Genomic DNA, 20692 nt, shown 5'->3' with positions numbered 1-20692 from the left:
CGCTACACGTCGTCGTCCTCGTCGTCCAGCCGTGCCAGCCAGGTGGCGAGCCGCTCCACCGGGACCTCGAAGTCGGGGTTGAGGTCGACGAAGGTACGCAACTGCTCGGCGAGCCACTCGAAGGTGACCTCCTCCTCGCCGCGCCGCTTCGCCAGCTCCTCGATGCCACGGTCGGTGAAGTACAACTCTCGCTCCTGATACGAATCGGCTTCTCCTCCCAGCGTAGGCGGAAAAGCCGGTGACCCGGCACCCTCCGAAGAGGGCACCGGGCCACCGCGTACAACGACCTCCCCGCGCGCGGGGGGACGGTCGGGATCAGGCGTCGAACACCTCGTCGAGGAGCTGCTGCTGCTCCGCCTGGTGGCGCTTGGCCGAGCCGACCGCCGGGGACGAGCCGTGCGGGCGCGAGATGCGCCGCAGCCGCTCGCCGTGCGGGATGTCGGCGCCGACCGCCAGGTCCAGGTGGTCGATCAGGTTGAGCGCGATGAACGGCCAGGCACCCTGGTTCGCCGGCTCCTCCTGCGCCCACAGGTACTGCTCGGCGTTGGGGTACTTGGAGATCTCCGTCTGGAGTTCCGCGCCCGGCAGCGGGTACAGGCGCTCGATCCGGATGATCGCCGTGTCCGTGATGCCGCGCTTCTTCCGCTCGGCGTCCAGGTCGTAGTAGACCTTGCCCGCGCAGAAGACGACCTTGCGGACCGCCGCCGCGTCCACGCTGTTGTCGCCGATCACCGGGCGGAAGCCGCCGGTGGTGAACTCCTCCGTCTTCGACGCCGCCGCCTTCAGACGCAGCATCGACTTCGGTGTGAAGACGACCAGCGGCTTGTGGTGCGGGTTGTGGACCTGCCAGCGCAGCAGGTGGAAGTAGTTCGACGGCAGGGTCGGCATCGCGACCGTCATGTTGTTCTGCGCGCAGAGCTGGAGGAACCGCTCCGGGCGCGCGGACGAGTGGTCCGGGCCCTGGCCCTCGTAGCCGTGCGGAAGCAAAAGCGTGACGCCGGAGGTCTGGCCCCACTTCTGCTCGGCCGACGAGATGAACTCGTCGACGACCGTCTGCGCGCCGTTGACGAAGTCGCCGAACTGCGCCTCCCACATCACCAGCGACTCGGGACGGGCCAGCGAGTAGCCGTACTCGAAGCCCATCGCCGCGTACTCCGAGAGCAGCGAGTCGTAGACGTTGTAGCGGGCCTGCTCGTCGGAGAGGTACAGCAGCGGCGTGTAGTCCTCGCCGGTCTTGCGGTCGATGAGGACCGCGTGCCGCTGGCCGAAGGTGCCACGGCGCGAGTCCTGCCCGGACAGCCGGACCGGGGTGCCCTCCATCAGCAGCGAGCCGATGGCGAGGGTCTCGCCCATGCCCCAGTCGATGGTGTCGTCCTCGACCATGGCCGCGCGCCGCTGGAGCTGCGGCAGCAGCCTCGGGTGCACGGTGACCCGCTCCGGGATGTTCACCTGGGACTCGGCGATCCGCTTGACGGCCTCCTGCGAGACCGCCGTGGTCACCGCGACCGGGAACTCGGCCTGCGGGTCCGGGCTGTGCACCTCGGACGGCTGCGAGGTGGCCTCACGGACCTCCGTGAAGACCTTCTCCAGCTGGCCCTGATAGTCCTGGAGCGCCTGCTCCGCCTCTTCCAGGGTGATGTCGCCGCGACCGATCAGGGACTCGGTGTACAGCTTGCGCACCGAGCGCTTCTTGTCGATCAGGTCGTACATCAGCGGCTGCGTGAACGCCGGGTTGTCCGACTCGTTGTGCCCGCGGCGGCGGTAGCAGATGAGGTCGATCACGACGTCCTTGTTGAACGCCTGACGGAACTCGAACGCGAGACGCGCCACCCGTACGACGGCCTCGGGGTCGTCGCCGTTGACGTGGAAGATCGGTGCCTCGATCATGCGGGCCACGTCCGTGGCGTACATGGAGGAGCGCGACGACTCGGGAGCCGCCGTGAAGCCGACCTGGTTGTTGATGACGATGTGGACCGTGCCGCCCGTGCGGTAGCCGCGCAGCTGCGACATGTTCAGCGTCTCGGCGACGACACCCTGGCCCGCGAAGGCCGCGTCACCGTGCAGGGCGACCGGCAGGACCGTGAAGTCCGTGCCGCCCTTGTTGATGATGTCCTGCTTGGCGCGGGCGATGCCCTCAAGGATCGGGTCGACCGCCTCCAGGTGCGACGGGTTCGCCGCCAGGGAGACCTTGATCTGCTCGCCGTCCAGGCCCGTGAAGGTGCCCTCGGCGCCCAGGTGGTACTTGACGTCGCCGGAGCCGTGCATCGACTTCGGGTCGAGGTTGCCCTCGAACTCGCGGAAGATCTGCGCGTACGACTTGCCGACGATGTTGGCCAGGACGTTCAGCCGGCCGCGGTGGGCCATGCCGATGACGACCTCGTCGAGGCGGGACTCGGCCGCCGAGTCGATGACCGCGTCGAGCAGCGGGATGACGGACTCGCCGCCCTCCAGCGAGAACCGCTTCTGGCCGACGTACTTCGTCTGCAGGAACGTTTCGAACGCCTCGGCGGCGTTCAGCCGGCGCAGGATGCGCAGTTGCTCCTCGCGCTCCGGCTTCGCGTGCGAACGCTCCACCCGGTCCTGGATCCACTTGCGCTGCTTCGGGTCCTGGATGTGCATGAACTCGATGCCGGTGGTGCGGCAGTACGAGTCACGCAGCACACCGAGGATGTCGCGCAGCTTCATCATCGCCTTGCCGGCGAAACCGCCGACGGCGAACTCGCGTTCCAGGTCCCACAACGTGAGCCCGTGCTCGGTGATGTCCAGGTCGGGGTGCTTGCGCTGGCGGTACTCCAACGGGTCGGTGTCGGCCATGACATGGCCGCGGACCCGGTAGGAGTGGATCAGCTCGAAGACGCGGGCGGCCTTCGTGACGTCGTCGTCGTGCGAGGCGTCGATGTCCTTGAACCAGCGGACCGGCTCGTAGGGGATCCGCAGCGCCTCGAAGATCTCGTCGTAGAAACCGTCCTGGCCGAGCAGGAGGTTCGCCACGATCCGCAGGAACTCACCGGACGCGGCGCCCTGGATGACGCGGTGGTCGTACGTCGACGTGAGCGTCATGACCTTGGAGATGCCGAGCTTGTTCAGGGTGTCCTGCGAGGTGCCCTGGAACTCCGCCGGGTAGTCCATCGAGCCGACGCCCATGATGACCGACTGACCGGGCATCAGACGCGGCACCGAGTGGACGGTGCCGAGGCCGCCGGGGTTGGTCAGCGAGACGGTGACGCCCGTGAAGTCGTCCATCGTCAGCTTGTTGTCCCGGGCGCGGCGGACGATGTCCTCGTACGCCTGCCAGAACTCGAAGAAGTTCAGCGTCTCGGCCTGCTTGATGCCCGCCACGACCAGCTGGCGGTCGCCGTTGGGCTTCACCAGGTCGATCGCGAGACCGAAGTTGATGTGCTCCGGCTTGACGAGGGTCGGCTTGCCGTCCTTCTCCGCGAAGGAGTGGTTCATCGACGGCATGGCCTTGATGGCCTGCACCATCGCGTACCCGATGAGGTGCGTGAAGGAGATCTTCCCGCCCCGGGCGCGCTTGAGGTGGTTGTTGATGACGATGCGGTTGTCGAACAGCAGCTTCACCGGGACCGCGCGCACGGATGTCGCCGTGGGCAGTTCGAGCGAGGCGTTCATGTTCTTCGCGACGGCCGCGGACGGGCCGCGCAGCGTCACGTACTCGGGACCCGCGGCCGTCGTGGCGGCCGGGGCGGGAGCGGCGGTCGCCGGGCGGGCGACCGCGGCGGCGGGCCTGGCGGGCGCGGCAGGGCGCTCCGGTGCCGCGGGCCGCGCGGGGGCGGCCGGGGCCGCGGGCGCGACCGGTGCGGGGGCCGCCGGGGCGGCCTGGGCGCTGGGTGCCGGAGCGGCGGGCGCGGCCGGAGCGGCCGGAGCGGCCTGGGGGGTCGGAGGGGCGGCGGGGGCGATGCTGCCCGCGCCGTTCGCGGAGGCGCCCGCGGTGGTGCCCGCGCCGGTGCCCGCAGAGGTACCCGCGGTGGTGGCCGCAACCCCCGCGGCAGCGGCACCCGGCTTGGCGGGGGCGACCGCGCCGCCCGGCTTGTAGTCGGCGAAGAAGTCCCACCAGGCGCGGTCTACCGAATTCGGGTCCTGGAGGTACTGCTGATAGATCTCGTCGACGAGCCACTCATTGGGACCGAAGGCCGCGGCAGGGTCCTGGCCCTGCCCTGCTCGGTCGGTCGAGAGACTCGAATTACTGGGGGACTGTGGCGACACGGCGGCAACCGCCCTCTTCCGCTTCACAAGGTGATGGACAGCGGGAATCAAGGCTACGCCCACCTGGCCTGGAGATGCAGACCGGGCCGGGCTTCCGTCGCGTAAGTCACATCGGATCCCGCGTTTCGCGCCGGGATTTGGCGGGAAACAAGCGGGGTTCCGTGCGGCTCGGGCGCGTCGGGGCGTGCCAGGACACAGCTGTACGTCGGTTCACGGACCTTTCACCGGGAACCCTACGTCCACCACGTGTCCGTCCGGCGTCAACCCTGTGTACGCGGCAGACCCGGAAGGAGGACCTGAATCCGGCAACCCTTGGGTGATTCGGCCACGCCGATCCGTCCGCCGTGCAGATCGACCGCCCACCGCGCGATGGCGAGACCGAGGCCCGTACCGCCGTCGCTGCCGGGCCCGTGCGGGTACGCGGTGGCGCCCGGTGCCGTGTTCGAGTAGGTGCCCCGGTTGAAGCGCTCGAAGACCCGGTGCCACTCCGACTCCGGGATGCCCGGACCCTCGTCCAGGATCTCCAGGTCGAGGGACTCGGGGTGGGCGCCCCGGCGCGCCTTCACGGTGACCCGGCCGTGCGGCGGGCTGTGCTTGACGGCGTTGTCGATGAGGTTCGCGACGACCTGGTGGATGCGCTCGGGGTCGGCGTGCGCGGTCAGCTCGGGCGGTGACACGTCCAGATGCAGATGGACGTCTGTACGGGTGTGGCTGCCGGAGCCCGACGCGATCCCCGCGCGCGAGGAGGCGACCATGTTGGCCTCCTTCAGGACCCCCGACAGATACGGCCACACCTCGAAACGGCGGGCCTTGAGGGGCACCACGCCGTTGTCGAGCCGGGTCAGGTCGAGCAGGGTCTCCACCAGGCGGCCCAGGCGTTCCGTCTGCTTCAGCGCGGTCCGCATGGTCTCCGGGTCGGCGGCCGAGACCCCGTCCACGACGTTCTCCAGGACCGCCCGCAGGGCCGCGATGGGGGTGCGCAGTTCGTGCGACACATTCGCGACCAGCTCCTTGCGCTGCCGGTCCTGGGCCTCCAGGTCGTCCGCCATGCGGTTGATCGTGATCGCCAGGTCGCCCAGTTCGTCGCGGCGGTCGGCGCCGAGCACCCGGCGCGTGTAGTCGCCGTTCGAGATGGAGCGGGCCACCGTGGTCATCTCGTCGAGCGGCGCGGTCAGCGAGTGCGCGACGAACTGGGTGATCAGCAGGGTCGCGATCACCGAGAAGACGGTGATGAACCGCAGCTCGGTCTCGGTGCGCACCGCGATCATCAGCAGACCGGTGGTGATGAAGACGGACACCACGACGAGCGTGCCGAGCTTCGTCTTGATGGAGAACGGCCGCAGGCGGTGCGGGCGGCCGGGCGGCGCGGTACGGGCGCCGCGCGCACCGGTGTGTCCCCGGGGGCCGCCGACCGTGCTCCCGGTGCCGTCGGGCCCGACCTGCGCGCTCATGGCGTCGGCGTCTCCAGTGCGTATCCCACACCGTGGACGGTACGGATCCGCTCGGCGCCGATCTTCCGGCGCAGGGCCTTGATGTGGCTGTCGACGGTCCGGGTGCCGGACGCGTCCGCCCAGTCCCACACCTCGGCGAGGAGCTGCTCACGGGAGAGCACCGCGCGCGGGGTGTTCGCCAGACACACCAGGAGGTCGAACTCCGTCGGTGTCAGATGCACATCGTCGCTGCGGACCCGTACCCGGCGCTGCGCGTGGTCGATCTCCAGCTCGCCGAGGCGAAGGATGCCGCTGCGCGGGGTGGTGGCGGCGAGCGCGGCGCGCTCCACGCGGCGCAGCAGGACGTGCACCCGGGCCGCCAGCTCCCGCATCGAGAACGGCTTCGTCATGTAGTCGTCGGCGCCGACACCGAGGCCGACCAGCATGTCCGTCTCGTCGTCGCGGGCCGTCAGCATCAGTACCGGGACCGGGCGCTGTGCCTGGACGCGGCGGCAGACCTCCAGGCCGTCGAAGCCCGGCAGCATCACGTCGAGAATCAGCAGGTCGGGCTGCCACGCCTCGGCGGTGTCGACGGCCGCGGGGCCGTCGACGGCCGTTTGCACCAGGAATCCCTCGGCCCGGAGCCGGGCCGCGATGGCGTCCACGATCGTCGGATCGTCCTCGACCACCAGGACCCGCCGTTGCGCGCCCGCCGTCGCTGTCGACGTACTGGTGTGTGTCTGCTCCATCGCCCCGCCCCTACTGTGCTGTACCGGAATCCGTGGGGTGATCCCATGGCTGCGCACGGCACGGGAAAGATCCGCGTGCCGGTCAGCAGCGTAAGGGCAGGGGGCATGCGGAGGCTATCCAGGTCTTACCGCGAGATGCACGACGTCCGGAACGCCCCGGGCAACCGGGACCTCTTCGGTACGGACCCCTTGGAATCCGGCATTCTGCAATGTTCTTTCGAAAAGAGACGAGGGCTGCGCGGACCAGACCGCGAGGACACCGCCCGGGGTGAGCCTCGCCCGGCAGGCCGCGAGTCCCGCCGGCGTGTACAGGCCGCCGTTGTCGTCGGTGACGGTCCAGTCGGGGCCGTTGTCGATGTCGAGACACAGGGCGTCGTACGTGTGCGCGGGGTCGTGCAGGTGGGCGAGGAGGTCGGTGTGCGCGATCTCGGTACGGGGGTCGGCGAGGGCGTCGGCGGAAATGGTGGCCAGGGGGCCCGTGCGGTGCCAGTCGATGACGGCGGCCTCGCGTTCCACGACGGTGACACGGCCCCAGCGGGGGTTCGCGATGGCGTGTGCGAGCGAGAATCCGACGCCCAGGCCGCCGAGCAGGAGCGACGGGGCGGGGCGGTCGTCCAGGGCGGTCAGCGCGGCGTCCACGAGCAGCCGTTCGGAGCGGCCGTCCGATGTGTCCATCAGGAAGCATCCGTTGGCGATGATCTGGAGCAGGTCGCCGTGGCGCCGCAGCACGACCTCGCCGTAGGGCCCCTCGCGCCGGTCGAGGACGACGGGTCCCGTGGTCTCCTGGCCGCTGACTTCGATGTGGTACGGGGTGGGCATGGGGTTCATCCTGGGGGAACGGTGGCCCGGCGCGGACGCGGGGGTGGTCTGTGAGGTTGCTGTGAATCGCCTCGCGCGTGGCGCCGGTCATAGACACCGGGCGGTACGGAGGCGAAGGGTGGCCTGAACGGAAGGAGTCCTTCACGGTGACGACTGTCTCTGCGGCGGACACGGCGACGGAACCCGAGGAGGAATCGGGGGCGCGCGTGCCGGTCCTCGACGCGATCCCGGTCCTCGACGCGATCCCGGGCCAGGCCGGGCCCATGGGCACCGGTGCGGGTGCCGTGGCGGCGCCTGCGCGGGGATCGGTACGGGGATCCGTACGGGCGTCCGGGGCGACGGGACCTTCCCTGGTCCGAGCGGTCGGCCACCTGTTCCCCACCCCCACGGGCACCCCTTTCACCTTCTTCTACGGCGTCGTACTCGTCCTGACCTCCCTCTTCGTGGAGTACGCGGAACCGTCGCTGGTGTCGGCGCTGCTGCACGGTTCCAGTACGGATGTCGCGCATCTGGCGGCCCGGCCGGGGCTTGTCCTGATATCCAGCGCGCTGTGGATCGCCGGGGGGATCACCTCGCCGTACACGATCGCGTTCCTGGTGGTGCTCACAGCACTCGAACGGCGGGTGGGGGCATGGTGGACGGCCGGAGTGTTCCTGCTGGGACACGTGGTCGCGACCCTCGCGACGGAGGTGCCGGTCGGCGTCTCGGTCCTCACCGGCGACCTGCCCGACACCTCACTGCACCGCCTGGACTACGGGATCAGCTTCGGCGTCGCGGCCAGTGTCGGCGCCCTCGCGGGTCTGCTCCGGCCATGGCTGAGGTGGCCGGTACTGGCCGTCGCCGGCTGGTACCTCCTGGAGGACCTCGTCACCCTTTCGGACCCCATATCCAACTGGGGCCATCCGCTGGCCCTGACGTTGGGAATCTGCGCGTGGCCCTTCCTGCGTACCCGCCTACGTATCGTCTGAGGTGCCCGGCGCGTGGGGCGTGCCCATGTCGTACCGCTCCTTGACCAGCTCCATGTGCAGCCAGCTCTCCACACCCCGCACCCCGGCCACGCCCCGCATCCGCTCCTGGGTCTCCAGGACCGCGCCCAGCGACTCCGCCGTGATCGTGCCGACGAGCTGCGCGCGGCCGATGCACGTCGAAAGGAACGACACCCGCTCCCAGCGCGCGAGGCGCCGGGCCACCGGTGCGGCCGGACCGTCCAGGCGGACCGCGAAGCCGCAGAGGTGGCCGAGCCCCAGTAGCTCGGGCCTGACCAGCGCGACGACCTTGGCGACCCCGGCGTCCAGGAGGCGCAGGGTGCGGGAGCGGGTGGCGCCGGGGGAGAGGCCGACCCGTTCGGCCAGCTCCGCGAACGGCAGCCGCCCGTCGTGCTCCAGCTCCGCCAGGACACGGTGGTCCGTGGCGTCGAGGTCGAGCGCGTCCGGTTCGTCGGGCAGGAGATAGGGGTCCTTGACCTGGCCGGTGGAGAGGAGGGGGTCCACGAAGGTGACGCCCGGCAGGCTCCGTACGGACTCGATCGCCTGGTCCAGGGCGCCGAAGCCCGCCGTCCGCAGCTCCGCCATGATCGGGCGCTGTCCCGCCGTGAGCGTGACGAACGGGGCCTGCGGCAGCGCCGCGACGGCCCGTGCGACCGGTGCCGCCGCGCCCTCGACGTCGATCGACAGATGCGCGGAGGCGGTCAGTCCGCGTACCGCCGGGTGCACGATCGCGACCACCCGGACCGCGCCGGACGCCAGCAGCCGCTGCACCCGTGCGCGGGTCGCGGGCCGGGACAGGCCCACGCGCTGCGCCAGCGTCTCGTAGGTGAGCCTGCCGTCCTCCTGGAGTTCACGGACGACGGACAGGTCGGTCTGGTCCAGATCCACCGGACGGGTCTCCTAGCGTAGGCCGGTACAGTCGAAACGTAAGCGCAGGGTACTATTCGCAGACGAATCGGCCGTTGTTCTGTCTGTGTGGGAGGTTGCTGTGGGTCGTCCGGTGGCGGTGTTCACGGACCCGGCGGAACTGGATCCGGGCCCCGGTGTCCGGCTGCTCCGGGACGCCGGGTTCGAGGTCAGGGTCGCGAACAGCGGCGACCCGGACGTGATCGCGTCGGTCGCGCACGACGCGGACGCGCTGGTCGTCGGGTACGCGCGCGTGGACGCCGCCCTCCTCGACCGGCTGCCCCGGGTGCGCGTGATCGCCACCATGTCCGCGGGCCACGACATGGTGGACACCCGCGCGGTACGGGACCGGGGGTGCTGGCTCGCCAATCTGCCGGGCGCGGCCACCGAGGACGTCGCCGTACACGCCCTCGCCTCCGCGCTGTCGCTGATCCGCCGGCTGCCGCAGGCCGACGCCGTGGTGCGCGGCGGGGGCTGGAGCGGCGACTTCCGGGAGGTGCCGCGGCGTGCGAGCGAGGTGACGCTCGGGCTGGTCGGCATGGGCAGGATCGCCCGCACCCTGGCCCGACTCGCCGCCCCCGTCTTCGGGACCGTCCTGGCGTACGACCCTCGGGCCGCCGACTGGCCCGACGGGGTCGAACGCGTCGACACCCTGGACGAGTTGGCGTCCCGCACCGATGTGCTCTCGCTGCACGTGCCCCTCACCGACGGGACCCGGGGGCTGGTCGACGCGGCCCTCCTCGCGCGCCTGCGGCCTGGCGGTTTCCTGGTGAACGTGTCCCGGGGGGAACTCGTCGAGCCCGGCGCGCTGCTCGCCGCGCTGGACGAGGGGCGGCTGGCCGGTGCGGCGCTCGATGTACTGCCCGTCGAGCCGCCGCCCGCCGGTGATCCGCTGCTCACCCATCCGCGTATCCAACTGTCCCCGCACAGCGCGTTCCTCTCCGACGCCTCGCGTCGCGCCTATGTCACGGGGCCGGCCGAGAACATCCTGGCCTGGCAGCGCACGGGCCGTCCGCTGACCCCCGTTGTCGATCCGACCGCCTGACCCGAGTGAGGAGTACGAGCATGACGTCCGTCACGAGTACCGCGGAGCCGACCGTCCCGGTGAGTGCCGAGGAGTGGGAACTGCGGTGCCAACTGGCCGCCGTGTACCGACTGGTGGCGCACTTCCGGATGACCGACCTCATCTTCACGCACATCTCGCTGCGGCTGCCGGGGCCGGACCACCATTTCCTGATCAATCCGTACGGCCTCCTCTTCGAGGAGATCACCGCGTCCAACCTGGTGAAGATCGACCTCGAAGGGAAGGCGGTGGAGCCGAGCCCGTATCCGGTGAATCCGGCGGGGTTCGTCATCCACAGCGCCATCCATCGCGCGCGGGAGGACGCCCAGTGCGTGCTGCACACGCACACCAAGGCCGGGTGCGCGGTGGCCGCGCAGGAGGGCGGGCTGCTGCCGCTCAACCAGATGTCCATGGAGTTCTACGGGCGGGTCGGCTACCACGACTACGAGGGCGTGGCGCTCAACCTGGACGAACAGAAGCGGTTGGTCGCGGACATCGGGGGGCATCCGGCGCTGATTCTGCGGAACCACGGTTTGCTGACGGTCGGGGAGAGTGCGGCGCAGGCGTTTCTGCGCATGTACTACCTGGAGAAGGCATGCGAGATCCAGGTCACCGCACAGTCGGGCGGCGCCGCCCTGGTGATCCCTCCGGCCGAGATCTGCGACTACACGGCCCGCCAACTAACGGGCGAAGCGGAAACAGACCTGGAGGACCCAGACGCCTACACCCTGGCCTGGTCAGCAATGCTCCGCCTCTTGAACCGAGTGTCCCCGGACTACCGGACCTGACGCCGGCCGGGGGGCGAGGGGGGGGCAGGCGGGGACCTCTTTTGCCGCCGCAGCGGTGGTGCGCCACGACGGTGTGTGTCCGGCGGAATGGGCGACGGCCTCGGGGTCGTTTCGAAGGGGTGTGGGGGTGTCCCCGCGGGCTATCGCTCTGGGCGAACAGAGGCTCGGGAACATTCGCGGAGCGATTGGCATTGAGTCGGTATAGCTCAACTTGACTGCCAAAGGGGAGATCATGGCTGCTGAGTCCACACCGCTCGCCCTGCCCGTGCTGCCGCTCGACGACGAGGTCGTGCTGCCCGGAATGGTGGTTCCGCTCGACCTCAACGACACCGATGTACGCGCCGCGGTGGAGGCCGCCCAGGCCGCCGCCCGTTCGGCGCCCGGCAAACCACGGGTGCTGCTCGTCCCCCGTATCGACGGGACGTACGCGGGCACCGGCGTGATCGGCACCGTCGAACAGGTGGGGCGACTCGCCGACGGGGACCCGGGCGCCCTGATCCGGGGCCGTGGCCGCGTGAAGATCGGTGCCGGTACGACCGGACCCGGTGCCGCCCTCTGGGTGGAGGGCACCGCGGTCGACGAGACCGTGCCCGAGCCGCTGCCCGGTGCCGTCACCGAGCTCGTGAAGGAATACAAGGCGCTCGCCACGAGCTGGCTCCGCAAGCGCGGTGCCTGGCAGGTCGTCGACCGCGTACAGGCGATCGAGGACGTGTCGCAGCTCGCCGACAATTCCGGTTACTCGCCCTACCTCAGTGTCGAACAGAAGGTCACCCTGCTGGAGACCGCCGACCCGGTGGCCCGGCTGAAGCTCGCCACCGAGCAGCTCCGCGAGCACCTCGCCGAGCAGGACGTCGCCGAGTCCATCGCCAAGGACGTCCAGGAAGGCGTCGACAAGCAGCAGCGCGAGTTCCTGCTGCGCCGCCAGCTCGAAGCCGTACGCAAGGAACTGCGCGAGCTGAACGGGGAGAAGGGGGAAGAGGACGAGTCCGACGACTACCGGACCCGTGTCGAGGCCGCCGATCTTCCCGAGAACGTCCGTGAGGCCGCGCTCAAGGAGGTCGAGAAGCTGGAGCGCGCGAGCGACCAGTCGCCCGAGGGCTCCTGGATCCGCACCTGGCTCGACACCGTCCTCGAACTGCCGTGGCAGGAGCGGACCGAGGACCGTTACGACATCCAGGGCGCCCGTGCCGTGCTCGACGCCGAGCACGCCGGTCTTGACGATGTGAAGGAACGGATCACCGAGTACCTGGCGGTGCGCAAGCGGCGCGCCGAGCGGGGCCTCGGAGTCGTCGGCGGACGGCGCGGCGGCGCGGTGCTCGCGCTCGTCGGCCCGCCCGGCGTCGGCAAGACCTCGCTGGGCGAATCCGTGGCGCACGCCATGGGCCGCAAGTTCGTCCGCGTCGCGCTCGGCGGTGTCCGGGACGAGGCGGAGATCCGCGGCCACCGGCGTACGTACGTCGGCGCGCTGCCCGGCCGGGTGGTGCGCGCGATCAAGGAGGCCGGGTCGATGAACCCGGTGGTCCTGCTCGACGAGATCGACAAGGTCGGCTCCGACTTCCGCGGCGACCCCGCCGCGGCCCTGCTCGAAGTCCTCGACCCGGCGCAGAACCACACCTTCCGCGACCACTACCTGGAGGTCGAACTCGACCTGTCCGACGTCGTCTTCCTGGCGACGGCCAACGTCCTGGAAGCCATCCCGGAGGCCCTGCTCGACCGTATGGAGCTGGTCCGCCTCGACGGCTACACCGAGGACGAGAAGGTCGTCATCGCCCGGGACCACCTGCTGCCGCGTCAGCTGGAGCGGGCCGGTCTGGCCCAGGACGAGGTCTCCCTCGCCGAGAGCGCGCTGCGCAGGCTCGCGGGCGAGTACACCCGGGAAGCGGGCGTACGGAACCTGGAGCGGGGCATCGCCCGGCTGCTGCGCAAGGTCGCGGCCCAGCACGAACTGGGCCAGCGGGAACTGCCGTACACCGTCACGGACGACGATCTGCGCGCTCTGATCGGACGGCCGCACCATGTGCCGGAGTCCGCGCAGGACCCCGCCGAGCGGCGCACCGCCGTCCCCGGTGTCGCCACCGGGCTCGCGGTCACCGGAGCGGGTGGAGACGTCCTCTATGTGGAGGCGTCACTCGCCGACCCGGAGACCGGCGCGGCCGGACTGACCCTGACCGGTCAGCTCGGCGACGTGATGAAGGAGTCGGCGCAGATCGCGCTGAGCTTCCTCCGCTCGCACGGCGCCGAACTGGAACTGCCGGTCGGCGATCTGAAGGACCGGGGAGCGCATATCCACTTCCCGGCGGGCGCGGTACCCAAGGACGGTCCGAGCGCGGGCATCACCATGACGACCGCCCTCGCCTCGCTCCTCAGCGGACGCCTGGTCCGTACGGATGTGGCGATGACCGGTGAGGTCTCGCTGACCGGCCGGGTGCTGCCCATCGGTGGTCTGAAGCAGAAGCTGCTTGCCGCCCACCGCGCCGGTGTCACGACGGTCGTGATCCCGAAGCGGAACGAGGCCGATCTGGACGATGTGCCGGCCGAGGTCCTGGCGAAGCTGGACGTTCACCCGGTGACGGACGTCCGCCAGGTCCTGGACATCGCCCTCGCCCCGGCGACGAACGGCGCGGAGCTTCCGGTCGCGGCGTGACGGACGCGAACGGGAGATGAGGAAGGGCCCGGTACCCGCGAGGGTGCCGGGCCTTCCGCGCGTCGGAGTGCCTACGGAGGGTCAGCCGTTGGCGAGGGCCTGGACGCGGTCCAGGGCGCCGTTGAACTTGTTGTGGTCGCCGACCGTCGGGCCGGACGACGTGTACTGCCACATCGTGTAGAAGCCCCAGCCGGCCGGGAGAGCGCCCGGGTCGGTGGCGTAGCGGGCGATCCACAGCGGGTTGGTCGCGCCGAACGCCGCCGAGTTGCCCGTGCACTGCGTCCACCAGCTGGTCGCCGTGTAGATGACGGCGTCACGGCCGGTACGGGCGCGGTACTGGTTCACGAAGTCCCGGATCCAGTTCACCATCGCGCTCTGCGAGAGGCCGAAGCACGCGGCGCCGTACGGATTCCACTCGATGTCCAGCGCGCCCGGCAGGGTCCTGCCGTCGCGGGACCAGCCGCCGCCGTGGTCCACGAAGTAGTTGGCCTGCGTTGCGCCGTTCGTGGTGTCGGGGGTCGCGAAGTGGTACGCGCCCCGGATCATGCCCACGTTGTAGGCGCCGTTGTACTGCTGCGCGAAGTAGGGATTCGTGTAGTACGTCCCCTCGCTGGCCTTCGTGTAGGCCCACTTGACGCCGCTGCCCCACAACGTCGACCAGGCGACGTTGCCCTGATGGCTGCTCACGTCCACGCCCTCGGTCTGGACGGCGCGGTTGTCACGGGGAAGTCCGCCCTGGCCGTCGTGTTCGATGACGCCCATGCCCAAGTGGGCCGAGCCGCGCGGGGGAGTCGAGGGGGACGGGGTCGCGTCGGTGTCGGCGGCCTGCGCGGCCGAGGGCAGGGCGAACAGCAGGCTGAGCGCCGCGAGAAGGATTCCGATCACGGACAGACGGGAACGGCGGGCGGTTAAGGATCTGTGCACGGGCATATCGTGCCTCCGATGGCCTGATGTGGCTGGGTGGGGGGATCAGGTGCGAGGAGTGCGGGTGCCGTGTGTGACGGTGCACGGTGTGGGTGCGGTGCGGTGCGGTGCGGTGCGGTGCGGTGCGGTGCGGGCGCGGCCGACGATGTGTCACATTGTCGGATGCATGTCACTGGTACCGAAGCTACGCACGTAAACGGGTGGGTGGGAAGAGGGTCCGATGGCTGCCGTTGGTCTACTCCTACGAAATACTGACGGAGCTGCGGCGATGGCCGCGTTTGAAAGAAACTTTCAGAGGTGGGAAACCGGGTCATGGCTGCTGACGTGCACGAGGGCGGGAACGGAGAGCGGCAGATCGCCGAAATCGACGCGTCGGGAAGTGGTGTGGACCACGAATTCCTCGCCCTCGAACGGGAGTTGACGGTCCTTCTGCGGAGGGCACGGGCCTCGTCCGGGGAGATCGCCCGCGAGGTCCATCCCGACCTTGAACCGGCCGCTTACGGGCTGTTGGTCCGTCTGGAGGAACACGGGCGGCAGCGGGCCACCGAACTCGCCGCGTACTTCGGGGTCGGCAAGGCCACGATGAGCCGGCAGTTGCGGGCCCTCGAAGACCTCGGCCTGGTCGCCCGCGAACCCGATCCGGCGGACGGGCGCGCCTATCTGATCCAGCTCACGGACGAGGGCCGCACCCGCTTCCGCGCGGTACGGGACGCCCGGCGCGCGCGGTATGTCCGCCAACTGGCGGACTGGGACCGGGGGGAGGTGGCGGAGCTGGCCCGCCTCCTGCACCACCTCAACGCTCGCGCCGAGCAGTGAGCGGACCGCCGGGTGCCGTGAAAGGTGACGGTGCCTAAAACTCCACGTACAGCACCGCGGCGTCGTCATGCGGCTTGCTCCGGCCCAGTACCGCCCGTCCCTCCGGTGAGGACTCCAGATCCCGGACCCGGTCGATCAGGGACTGGGCGCCCTCCTTTCGGATGACGGTGAGGCAGTCCTGCCAGTCGCCGGAGGCGAAGCGTTCCACCCAGCGCGTGGCGCCGTCCGTCAGGGCGGTCAGGGACCGGACCTCGTCCCGCGACGCGACCCCCACCACCGCACGGCCGGCCACCGAGGGATCCGCCGCCGCCGTGAAGAACCCGCCCTCACGGTTCCGCAGCGTCGTGTCCACACTTGCCGCAGACGCCAGCGCGGCCCTCGGAACGCGCGCCAGCCGGTCGTCGAGCACCGCGTCCACGCCCCCGTCCGGCCGCTCCAGGAGCAGCGCCGAGTCGGACAGGACCAGATGCTCCACCCGCTCCGCGTCCCACCGCGCCAGGACCACCGTTGCCTGAGGCGTCCTCGGGTGAGAAAGGTCACATGTGGCGCGATGTGCATCCGCCGTACGCACAATCGCCGCCGAAAGGGCCTCCCGCAGCGTCAGATCTCGCCGCGAAACGGACAGTTCGCCGAGCGCGCCCCCCAGCCGTGCCGTGAACCACGGAACCGAATGACGGCATCCGTCGTCCCCGGACGGCGGTGTCACCCCGTCCAGGACGACCAGCGATCCCCCTTGGCCGGAGGCCGGAACCGCCACCGATGCGAAGTCCTCGTTGGGGCGGTCGGGGTCACCGGGAGCGGTGGCGATGTCGATGCGCATGCCGCCAGTCTGCCCGAGCCCCCGGCGCCTCTCGGGAGCATCGGCGTGTCCCTCGGACATTGGACCGTACCTGCTGGTCACCCGCCGGTTTTGGACGGTAATGATCAACTCGGGGGGAGGCGTGGCGGGGCATCCTGCCAAAGCCTGACGATCACGTCCAACCGGCGCCCCGTACGGTCGCTTTGCGCGTGCCACGGGAACTTGCCGCCCAACTCCCCGTCGATGTTCACTCCTTCGGGTGGCGGGCGAGGCGATGCGCGACCACTGCTCACCGGCACTGGAATGGTCTGGAGCCGTACCGGGTGGGACGCCTGAGTTGACGGATCGTCACCCGGGCCCATGGGTATGACGAGTCAGGAATGCGAGCACCGGTGCAGAAACTGCGGCCTCGGCGCAAGGGCAGGAAGTCGGCCACGGAAGGGGCAGCGGACGGCACAGCCGCCGCGCCCGGCGGGTCGGGCGGGTCACCGCGGCCGGGGCCCCGGGCCCGCCGCGCGCGGGTCCGCAACCGTCTGATCATCTCCGTAGCCGTGGTGGCCGCCGCCATCGCGGGCGCCGGCGCCCCGGCGATCGTGGCGGCCTCCGGGGACGTGAACGACGCCCAGAACCTGGTGACGCTCGCCGAGCGCACCCAGCAGGCCGTCACCCTCGCGAACGCGCTCGCCGACGAACGCGACGAGGTCACCGCCTGGATCGCCGTCGGACGCCCCGACGGCAAGGGACTGTCCGAGCAGCGCAGCGCCCGCGTCGACCGGCGCGTCCAGGAACTCCGCGTCGAGGCCCCCGCGCCGCTGCGCGACGACCTCGACGCCGTCGCCACCGCCCGCCGCGCCGCCCTCACCGGCAAGGGTGGCGCCCTGGCGGCCCACCAGGCGTACGCGAAGGTCATCACCGCGCTCCACCAGCTCACCGAGGACCTCGCCGAACTGGCGCCACCGGACGCCGGCGCCGGGATCCGCGCGTTCGGCGACCTCGACCGGGCCGTCGAACAGGCGTCCGCCGCCCGAGGTCTGCTGCTCGCCGCCTACGCCGTGCCGCACACCACCGGCACCACCACCACGATCGACCCGATCACCGGACTCCCGGTCACCGTCTCCAACGAGTCCGCCGCCGACAAACGCGCCCGCGGGCAGCTCAGCGCCGCCGCCCAGGAGGCCCACGTCCGCGAGCGGGCGGCGCTCGCCGACTTCCACGACTCCGCGCCCACCGCGGACGCCGCGTCGTACGACTCCACCGTCAACGGCCCCTCGGTCACCGCCGCCGAGAAGTACCTCGCCGACCTCACCGACCAGCCCGCGCTCAGCGACGACGACCTGGAGCTGAGCGCGCAGAAGATCGACGCCGCGCTCACCGCCCGGGTCGACCTGATGCGCGGCGTCGAGGCGTCGCTGGGCACCCAGCGGGTCAAGCACCTCGAACAGCTCCGCGACGACGCGGTCACCGCCCTTGAGATCCGGATCGCGCTCACCGGAGCGCTGCTCCTGCTCGCCGTCGGCGTCTCCATGGGCATGGCCCGCTCGCTGACCCGTCCGCTCGCCGTGCTGCGCCTCGGCTCCGCACGCGTCGCCGCCGACCCGGGCACCGAGGAGCCGATCCGCTTCACCGGTCGCAACGACGAGTTCGCCCAGGTCATCGGCTCCGTCAACGCCCTGCACGCGTACGCCGTGTCCCTGCACGAGCGGCTCACCACGATGGAGTCCGACCGCAAGCACCTCGTCGGCCAGCGCTCGGGCATGGCCGACGAACGGGCCGAGATGCGGGCCGAACTCGCCGACGCCACCGAGCGGTTGGAGCGGGCGCGCGGCAGCATCGAGGGCACCTTCGTGAACCTCGCCCTGCGCACCCTCGGGCTCGTGGAGCGGCAACTCGCCGTCATCGAGAACCTGGAGGACCGCGAGCAGGACCCGGACCGGCTCGCCACCCTGTTCAAGCTGGACCACTTCGCGACCGTCATGCGTCGGCACAGCGAGAACCTGCTGGTCCTCGCCGGTGCCGAGCATGTCCACCAGCACGCGGGACCCGTACCGCTCGTGGATGTGGCGCGGGCCGCCGTCAGCGAGATCGAGCGCTACGAGCGGGTCCGTATCACCTCGCTGCCGCCGCACGCCCATGTCGTCGGCTTCGCCGCCGACGACCTCAGCCATCTCGTCGCCGAACTCCTGGAGAACGCCACCTCGTTCTCCCCGCCGGACGCGACCGTCGAGGTCTCCGGGTGGCTCCTGGAGAACGGCGAGGTGATGCTCTCCGTCCAGGACGAGGGCATCGGGATGACCTCGGAGCGGCTGCGTGAACTCAACGTACGGCTCTCCGAGTTCGACCCCGACGACCCCGGCTGCGAGCCCGGGGCACGGGACGACGACAACGGGCTCGGGCTCGGTCTTTACGTGGTCGCCCGGCTGGCGCACCGGCACGGGGTGCGGGTGCAGTTGCGGGAGCAGAAGCAGGGTGGGGTGGCGGCTGTAGCGGTGCTGCCGAAGGCGTTGCTGGCGGCCGAGCCCGCCGCCGCGATGGCGCCTCAGCGGAGTGCTCCGCCGGTCGCGGGGGCGGCTCCCCTGGTCGGTCTTCCCGGGTCCGAGGCCGAGGCCAACTCGAACGTTCTTCCTGTGCGCAGGAGCCCTGATCCGCTGATCGCCGCGGCTGAACGGGCCGTTCATCAGCATGAGTCCGAGACGACGCTGGAATTCACGGCGCCGCCCGCCGCGGACCGACAGGAACCGGAAGGCGACGCTCATCACCGTGCCGCCGACGAGGCTCCGCGCGTCACCGACAAAGGGTTGCCCAAGCGGACGCCCAAGGTTTCCGAACCGGAAGCCGTGCCCGCGCCGCGAGCCGGTGGCGTCGATGCCGAGGCGTTGCGACGTAAGCTCGGTGGGTTTCATCAGGGGGCGAAGGCGGGGCGGCGCGATGTGGCGGCCGAACTCACCGAGGAAGTCGAGGGGGACATTGTCGAGGAGGCAAGCAGTTGACTGCGCCCAGTACTTGTGGACTGAGCAGTGAAGCACGCAATCTGCACTGGCTGTTGACGAACCTGATCGAGGAGGTGCCCGGCCTGCTCTCGGTCGCGGTCGTCTCCTCCGACGGACTGCTGATCCTTTCCTCCGACCCCGGGACCAGATCGGAGCGCCCCGCCGAACGGATCACGGGCCCCAAGGGTTCGGCGGCCGACCTCGCCACCATCGTCTCCGGGATCGGTAGCCTCACCATCGGCGCCGCCAAGCTGATGGACGGTGGCGGTGTCAAGCAGACCATGGTCGCGATGGCGGAAGGTGCCCTCTTCATCATGTCGATCAGCGACGGTTCCCTCCTCGGCGTGTACGCCACGCCCGACTGCGACATGACCATCGTCGCGTACCACATGGCCCTCTTCGTCGGCCGGGCCGGACATGTCCTCACCCCCGAACTCCGCAGCGAACTGCGCCAGTCGATGGAGAGCACCCAGTGAGTACGCCGAACGCCGAGGCCCCCTACGGCACGGGCAGGCTGCCGGTACGCGGCGGCGACCGAAAACCCGCCCGGGTCAGGCCCTATTCGCTCACCGGCGGACGCACCCGGTTCGGGCACGTCCTGCTGGTCGAGACGTTCGTCGCCGCCCTGGAGGCACCGGACGAGCGCCTTGAACTGCCCAACGGCTCGCTGTCGACCCGGGTCATGCCCGAGATGCGGGCCATCGTCGAACTCTGCCGCCGTATGCGCACGGTGGCCGAGATCGCCGCGCTGCTGAAGATGCCGCTCGGCGTGGTCCGCGTACTCCTCAGTGATCTGGCGGACCAGGGAAAAATCCGTGTATACGGAACCGGTCACGGCCCGGGACAGCCGGACCGCGCGCTGCTGGAAAGGGTGCTGAGTGGACTCCGTCGTCTCTGAACCGCTGCCGTCCGATCACGCGGCACGTGCGGATCACATGGCCCGAACCGTAGGGGCGGCCAAGCCCGGGGAGCGGCTCCAGGCGTGGCAGATGGACCGGACGCGCGCGCCGATCGCCACGAAGATCGTGGTGGCGGGCGGCTTCGGCGTCGGCAAGACCACGCTCGTCGGCGCCGTCTCGGAGATCGAGCCCCTCCAGACGGAGGCGTTGATGACCGAGGCCAGCGAGGGCACCGACGATCTGACGGCGACCCCGGAGAAGACGACCACCACGGTCGCCATGGACTACGGCCGGATCACCCTCGATGACGATCTGGTGCTGTATCTGTTCGGTACGCCGGGCCAGCAGCGGTTCTGGTTCATGTGGGACGACCTGGTGCGCGGCGCGATAGGCGCCGTCGTCCTCGCGGACACGCGTCGCCTGGACGACTGCTTCCCGGCCCTGGACTACTTCGAGAGCTGCGGGCTGCCGTATGTCGTGGCCGTCAACCACTTCGACGGCAGTGAGCGGTTCGCGACCGACGACGTACGCGAGGCCCTGACGGTGCCCCGGCACGTCCCCGTGCTGATCATGGACGCGCGGCAGCGGATCTCGGTGGTCGAGGCGTTGCTCGCCCTGGTCGGTCACGCCCTCCACGTCAGTCCCGAATAAGTCCACA

17 protein-coding genes are annotated in these 20692 nt (G+C 70.4%); 9 read left to right on the top strand and 8 right to left on the bottom strand.

Going from position 1 to position 20692, the window contains the following annotated elements:
• Nucleotides 1-2 precede the first annotated feature (2 nt).
• The 5 genes from ACFVT5_RS30940 to ACFVT5_RS30920 form a co-directional block, all read right to left on the bottom strand.
• Nucleotides 3-185: a DUF6104 family protein gene (locus tag ACFVT5_RS30940; RefSeq protein ID WP_389894788.1), complete on the bottom strand. Its 183-nt coding sequence runs from the start codon at nucleotides 183-185 to the stop codon at nucleotides 3-5.
• 130 nt (nucleotides 186-315) lie between these two features.
• On the bottom strand, nucleotides 316-4224 hold the full coding sequence (locus tag ACFVT5_RS30935; protein WP_389894787.1) for a multifunctional oxoglutarate decarboxylase/oxoglutarate dehydrogenase thiamine pyrophosphate-binding subunit/dihydrolipoyllysine-residue succinyltransferase subunit: 3909 nt from the start codon (nucleotides 4222-4224) through the stop codon (nucleotides 316-318).
• Nucleotides 4225-4484: 260 nt separating this feature from the next.
• The gene (locus ACFVT5_RS30930) at nucleotides 4485-5675 is read right to left on the bottom strand and encodes an ATP-binding protein (protein WP_389894785.1); all 1191 of its coding nucleotides are present in this window, start codon (nucleotides 5673-5675) and stop codon (nucleotides 4485-4487) included.
• A complete protein-coding gene (locus tag ACFVT5_RS30925; protein ID WP_389894783.1) occupies nucleotides 5672-6403 on the bottom strand; it encodes a response regulator transcription factor in 732 nt (243 codons plus the stop codon). The genes ACFVT5_RS30930 and ACFVT5_RS30925 overlap by 4 nt, the downstream gene beginning before the upstream one ends.
• 114 nt (nucleotides 6404-6517) lie before the next feature.
• Nucleotides 6518-7222 (bottom strand): spermidine synthase, encoded by a 705-nt coding sequence (locus ACFVT5_RS30920; RefSeq protein ID WP_389894781.1) that lies wholly within the window; start codon nucleotides 7220-7222, stop codon nucleotides 6518-6520.
• 146 nt (nucleotides 7223-7368) lie between these two features.
• On the opposite strand from ACFVT5_RS30920, the gene ACFVT5_RS30915 reads away from it, so the two are divergent.
• Complete coding sequence (locus ACFVT5_RS30915; protein WP_389894779.1) at nucleotides 7369-8190, top strand: rhomboid-like protein; 822 nt, start codon at nucleotides 7369-7371, stop codon at nucleotides 8188-8190.
• Here ACFVT5_RS30915 and ACFVT5_RS30910 read toward each other — a convergent pair.
• A complete protein-coding gene (locus tag ACFVT5_RS30910) occupies nucleotides 8176-9096 on the bottom strand; it encodes an Lrp/AsnC family transcriptional regulator (protein ID WP_389894777.1) in 921 nt (306 codons plus the stop codon). The two genes, ACFVT5_RS30915 and ACFVT5_RS30910, sit on opposite strands and share 15 nt — an antisense overlap.
• A 100-nt stretch (nucleotides 9097-9196) precedes the next feature.
• Between ACFVT5_RS30910 and ACFVT5_RS30905 the strand changes: the two genes are divergently transcribed.
• From ACFVT5_RS30905 to lon, 3 genes are all read left to right on the top strand, one after another.
• Nucleotides 9197-10159 carry a C-terminal binding protein gene (locus ACFVT5_RS30905; protein WP_389894775.1) on the top strand — a complete coding sequence of 321 codons (963 nt, stop codon included), beginning with the start codon at nucleotides 9197-9199 and terminating at the stop codon, nucleotides 10157-10159.
• Nucleotides 10160-10179: 20 nt separating this feature from the next.
• Nucleotides 10180-10965, top strand: coding sequence for a class II aldolase/adducin family protein (locus tag ACFVT5_RS30900; RefSeq protein ID WP_389894773.1), 786 nt, complete (start codon nucleotides 10180-10182; stop codon nucleotides 10963-10965).
• A 232-nt stretch (nucleotides 10966-11197) separates the two neighbouring features.
• Nucleotides 11198-13609 (top strand): endopeptidase La, encoded by a 2412-nt coding sequence (gene lon / locus ACFVT5_RS30895; protein ID WP_389894771.1) that lies wholly within the window; start codon nucleotides 11198-11200, stop codon nucleotides 13607-13609.
• Nucleotides 13610-13690: 81 nt separating this feature from the next.
• On the opposite strand, the gene ACFVT5_RS30890 is transcribed toward lon, so the two are convergent.
• The gene (locus ACFVT5_RS30890; RefSeq protein ID WP_389894769.1) at nucleotides 13691-14539 is read right to left on the bottom strand and encodes a lysozyme; all 849 of its coding nucleotides are present in this window, start codon (nucleotides 14537-14539) and stop codon (nucleotides 13691-13693) included.
• A gap of 306 nt (nucleotides 14540-14845) precedes the next feature.
• Here ACFVT5_RS30890 and ACFVT5_RS30885 point away from each other — a divergent pair, with 306 nt between their 5' ends.
• Nucleotides 14846-15349 (top strand): MarR family winged helix-turn-helix transcriptional regulator, encoded by a 504-nt coding sequence (locus ACFVT5_RS30885; RefSeq protein ID WP_389894767.1) that lies wholly within the window; start codon nucleotides 14846-14848, stop codon nucleotides 15347-15349.
• Nucleotides 15350-15383: 34 nt separating this feature from the next.
• On the opposite strand, the gene ACFVT5_RS30880 is transcribed toward ACFVT5_RS30885, so the two are convergent.
• A complete protein-coding gene (locus ACFVT5_RS30880) occupies nucleotides 15384-16169 on the bottom strand; it encodes a protein phosphatase 2C domain-containing protein (RefSeq protein WP_389894765.1) in 786 nt (261 codons plus the stop codon).
• Between the two features lie 359 nt (nucleotides 16170-16528).
• Here ACFVT5_RS30880 and ACFVT5_RS30875 point away from each other — a divergent pair, with 359 nt between their 5' ends.
• The 4 genes from ACFVT5_RS30875 to ACFVT5_RS30860 are packed head-to-tail and all read left to right on the top strand — an operon-like array spanning nucleotide 16529 to nucleotide 20685.
• Nucleotides 16529-19135 carry a nitrate- and nitrite sensing domain-containing protein gene (locus ACFVT5_RS30875; RefSeq protein WP_389894763.1) on the top strand — a complete coding sequence of 869 codons (2607 nt, stop codon included), beginning with the start codon at nucleotides 16529-16531 and terminating at the stop codon, nucleotides 19133-19135.
• The gene (locus ACFVT5_RS30870) at nucleotides 19132-19611 is read left to right on the top strand and encodes a roadblock/LC7 domain-containing protein (protein ID WP_389894761.1); all 480 of its coding nucleotides are present in this window, start codon (nucleotides 19132-19134) and stop codon (nucleotides 19609-19611) included. Before ACFVT5_RS30875 ends, ACFVT5_RS30870 begins: the two co-directional genes overlap by 4 nt.
• A complete protein-coding gene (locus tag ACFVT5_RS30865) occupies nucleotides 19608-20033 on the top strand; it encodes a DUF742 domain-containing protein (RefSeq protein ID WP_389894759.1) in 426 nt (141 codons plus the stop codon). The genes ACFVT5_RS30870 and ACFVT5_RS30865 overlap by 4 nt, the downstream gene beginning before the upstream one ends.
• Nucleotides 20014-20685, top strand: a complete 672-nt coding sequence (locus tag ACFVT5_RS30860; protein WP_389894758.1) for an ATP/GTP-binding protein — start codon at nucleotides 20014-20016, stop codon at nucleotides 20683-20685. Before ACFVT5_RS30865 ends, ACFVT5_RS30860 begins: the two co-directional genes overlap by 20 nt.
• Nucleotides 20686-20692: the final 7 nt, after the last annotated feature.

The organism is Streptomyces sp. NPDC058001 (assembly GCF_042886315.1).
Lineage (GTDB): Bacteria > Actinomycetota > Actinomycetes > Streptomycetales > Streptomycetaceae > Streptomyces.
This window is presented reverse-complemented; position numbering and strand designations above follow the sequence as displayed.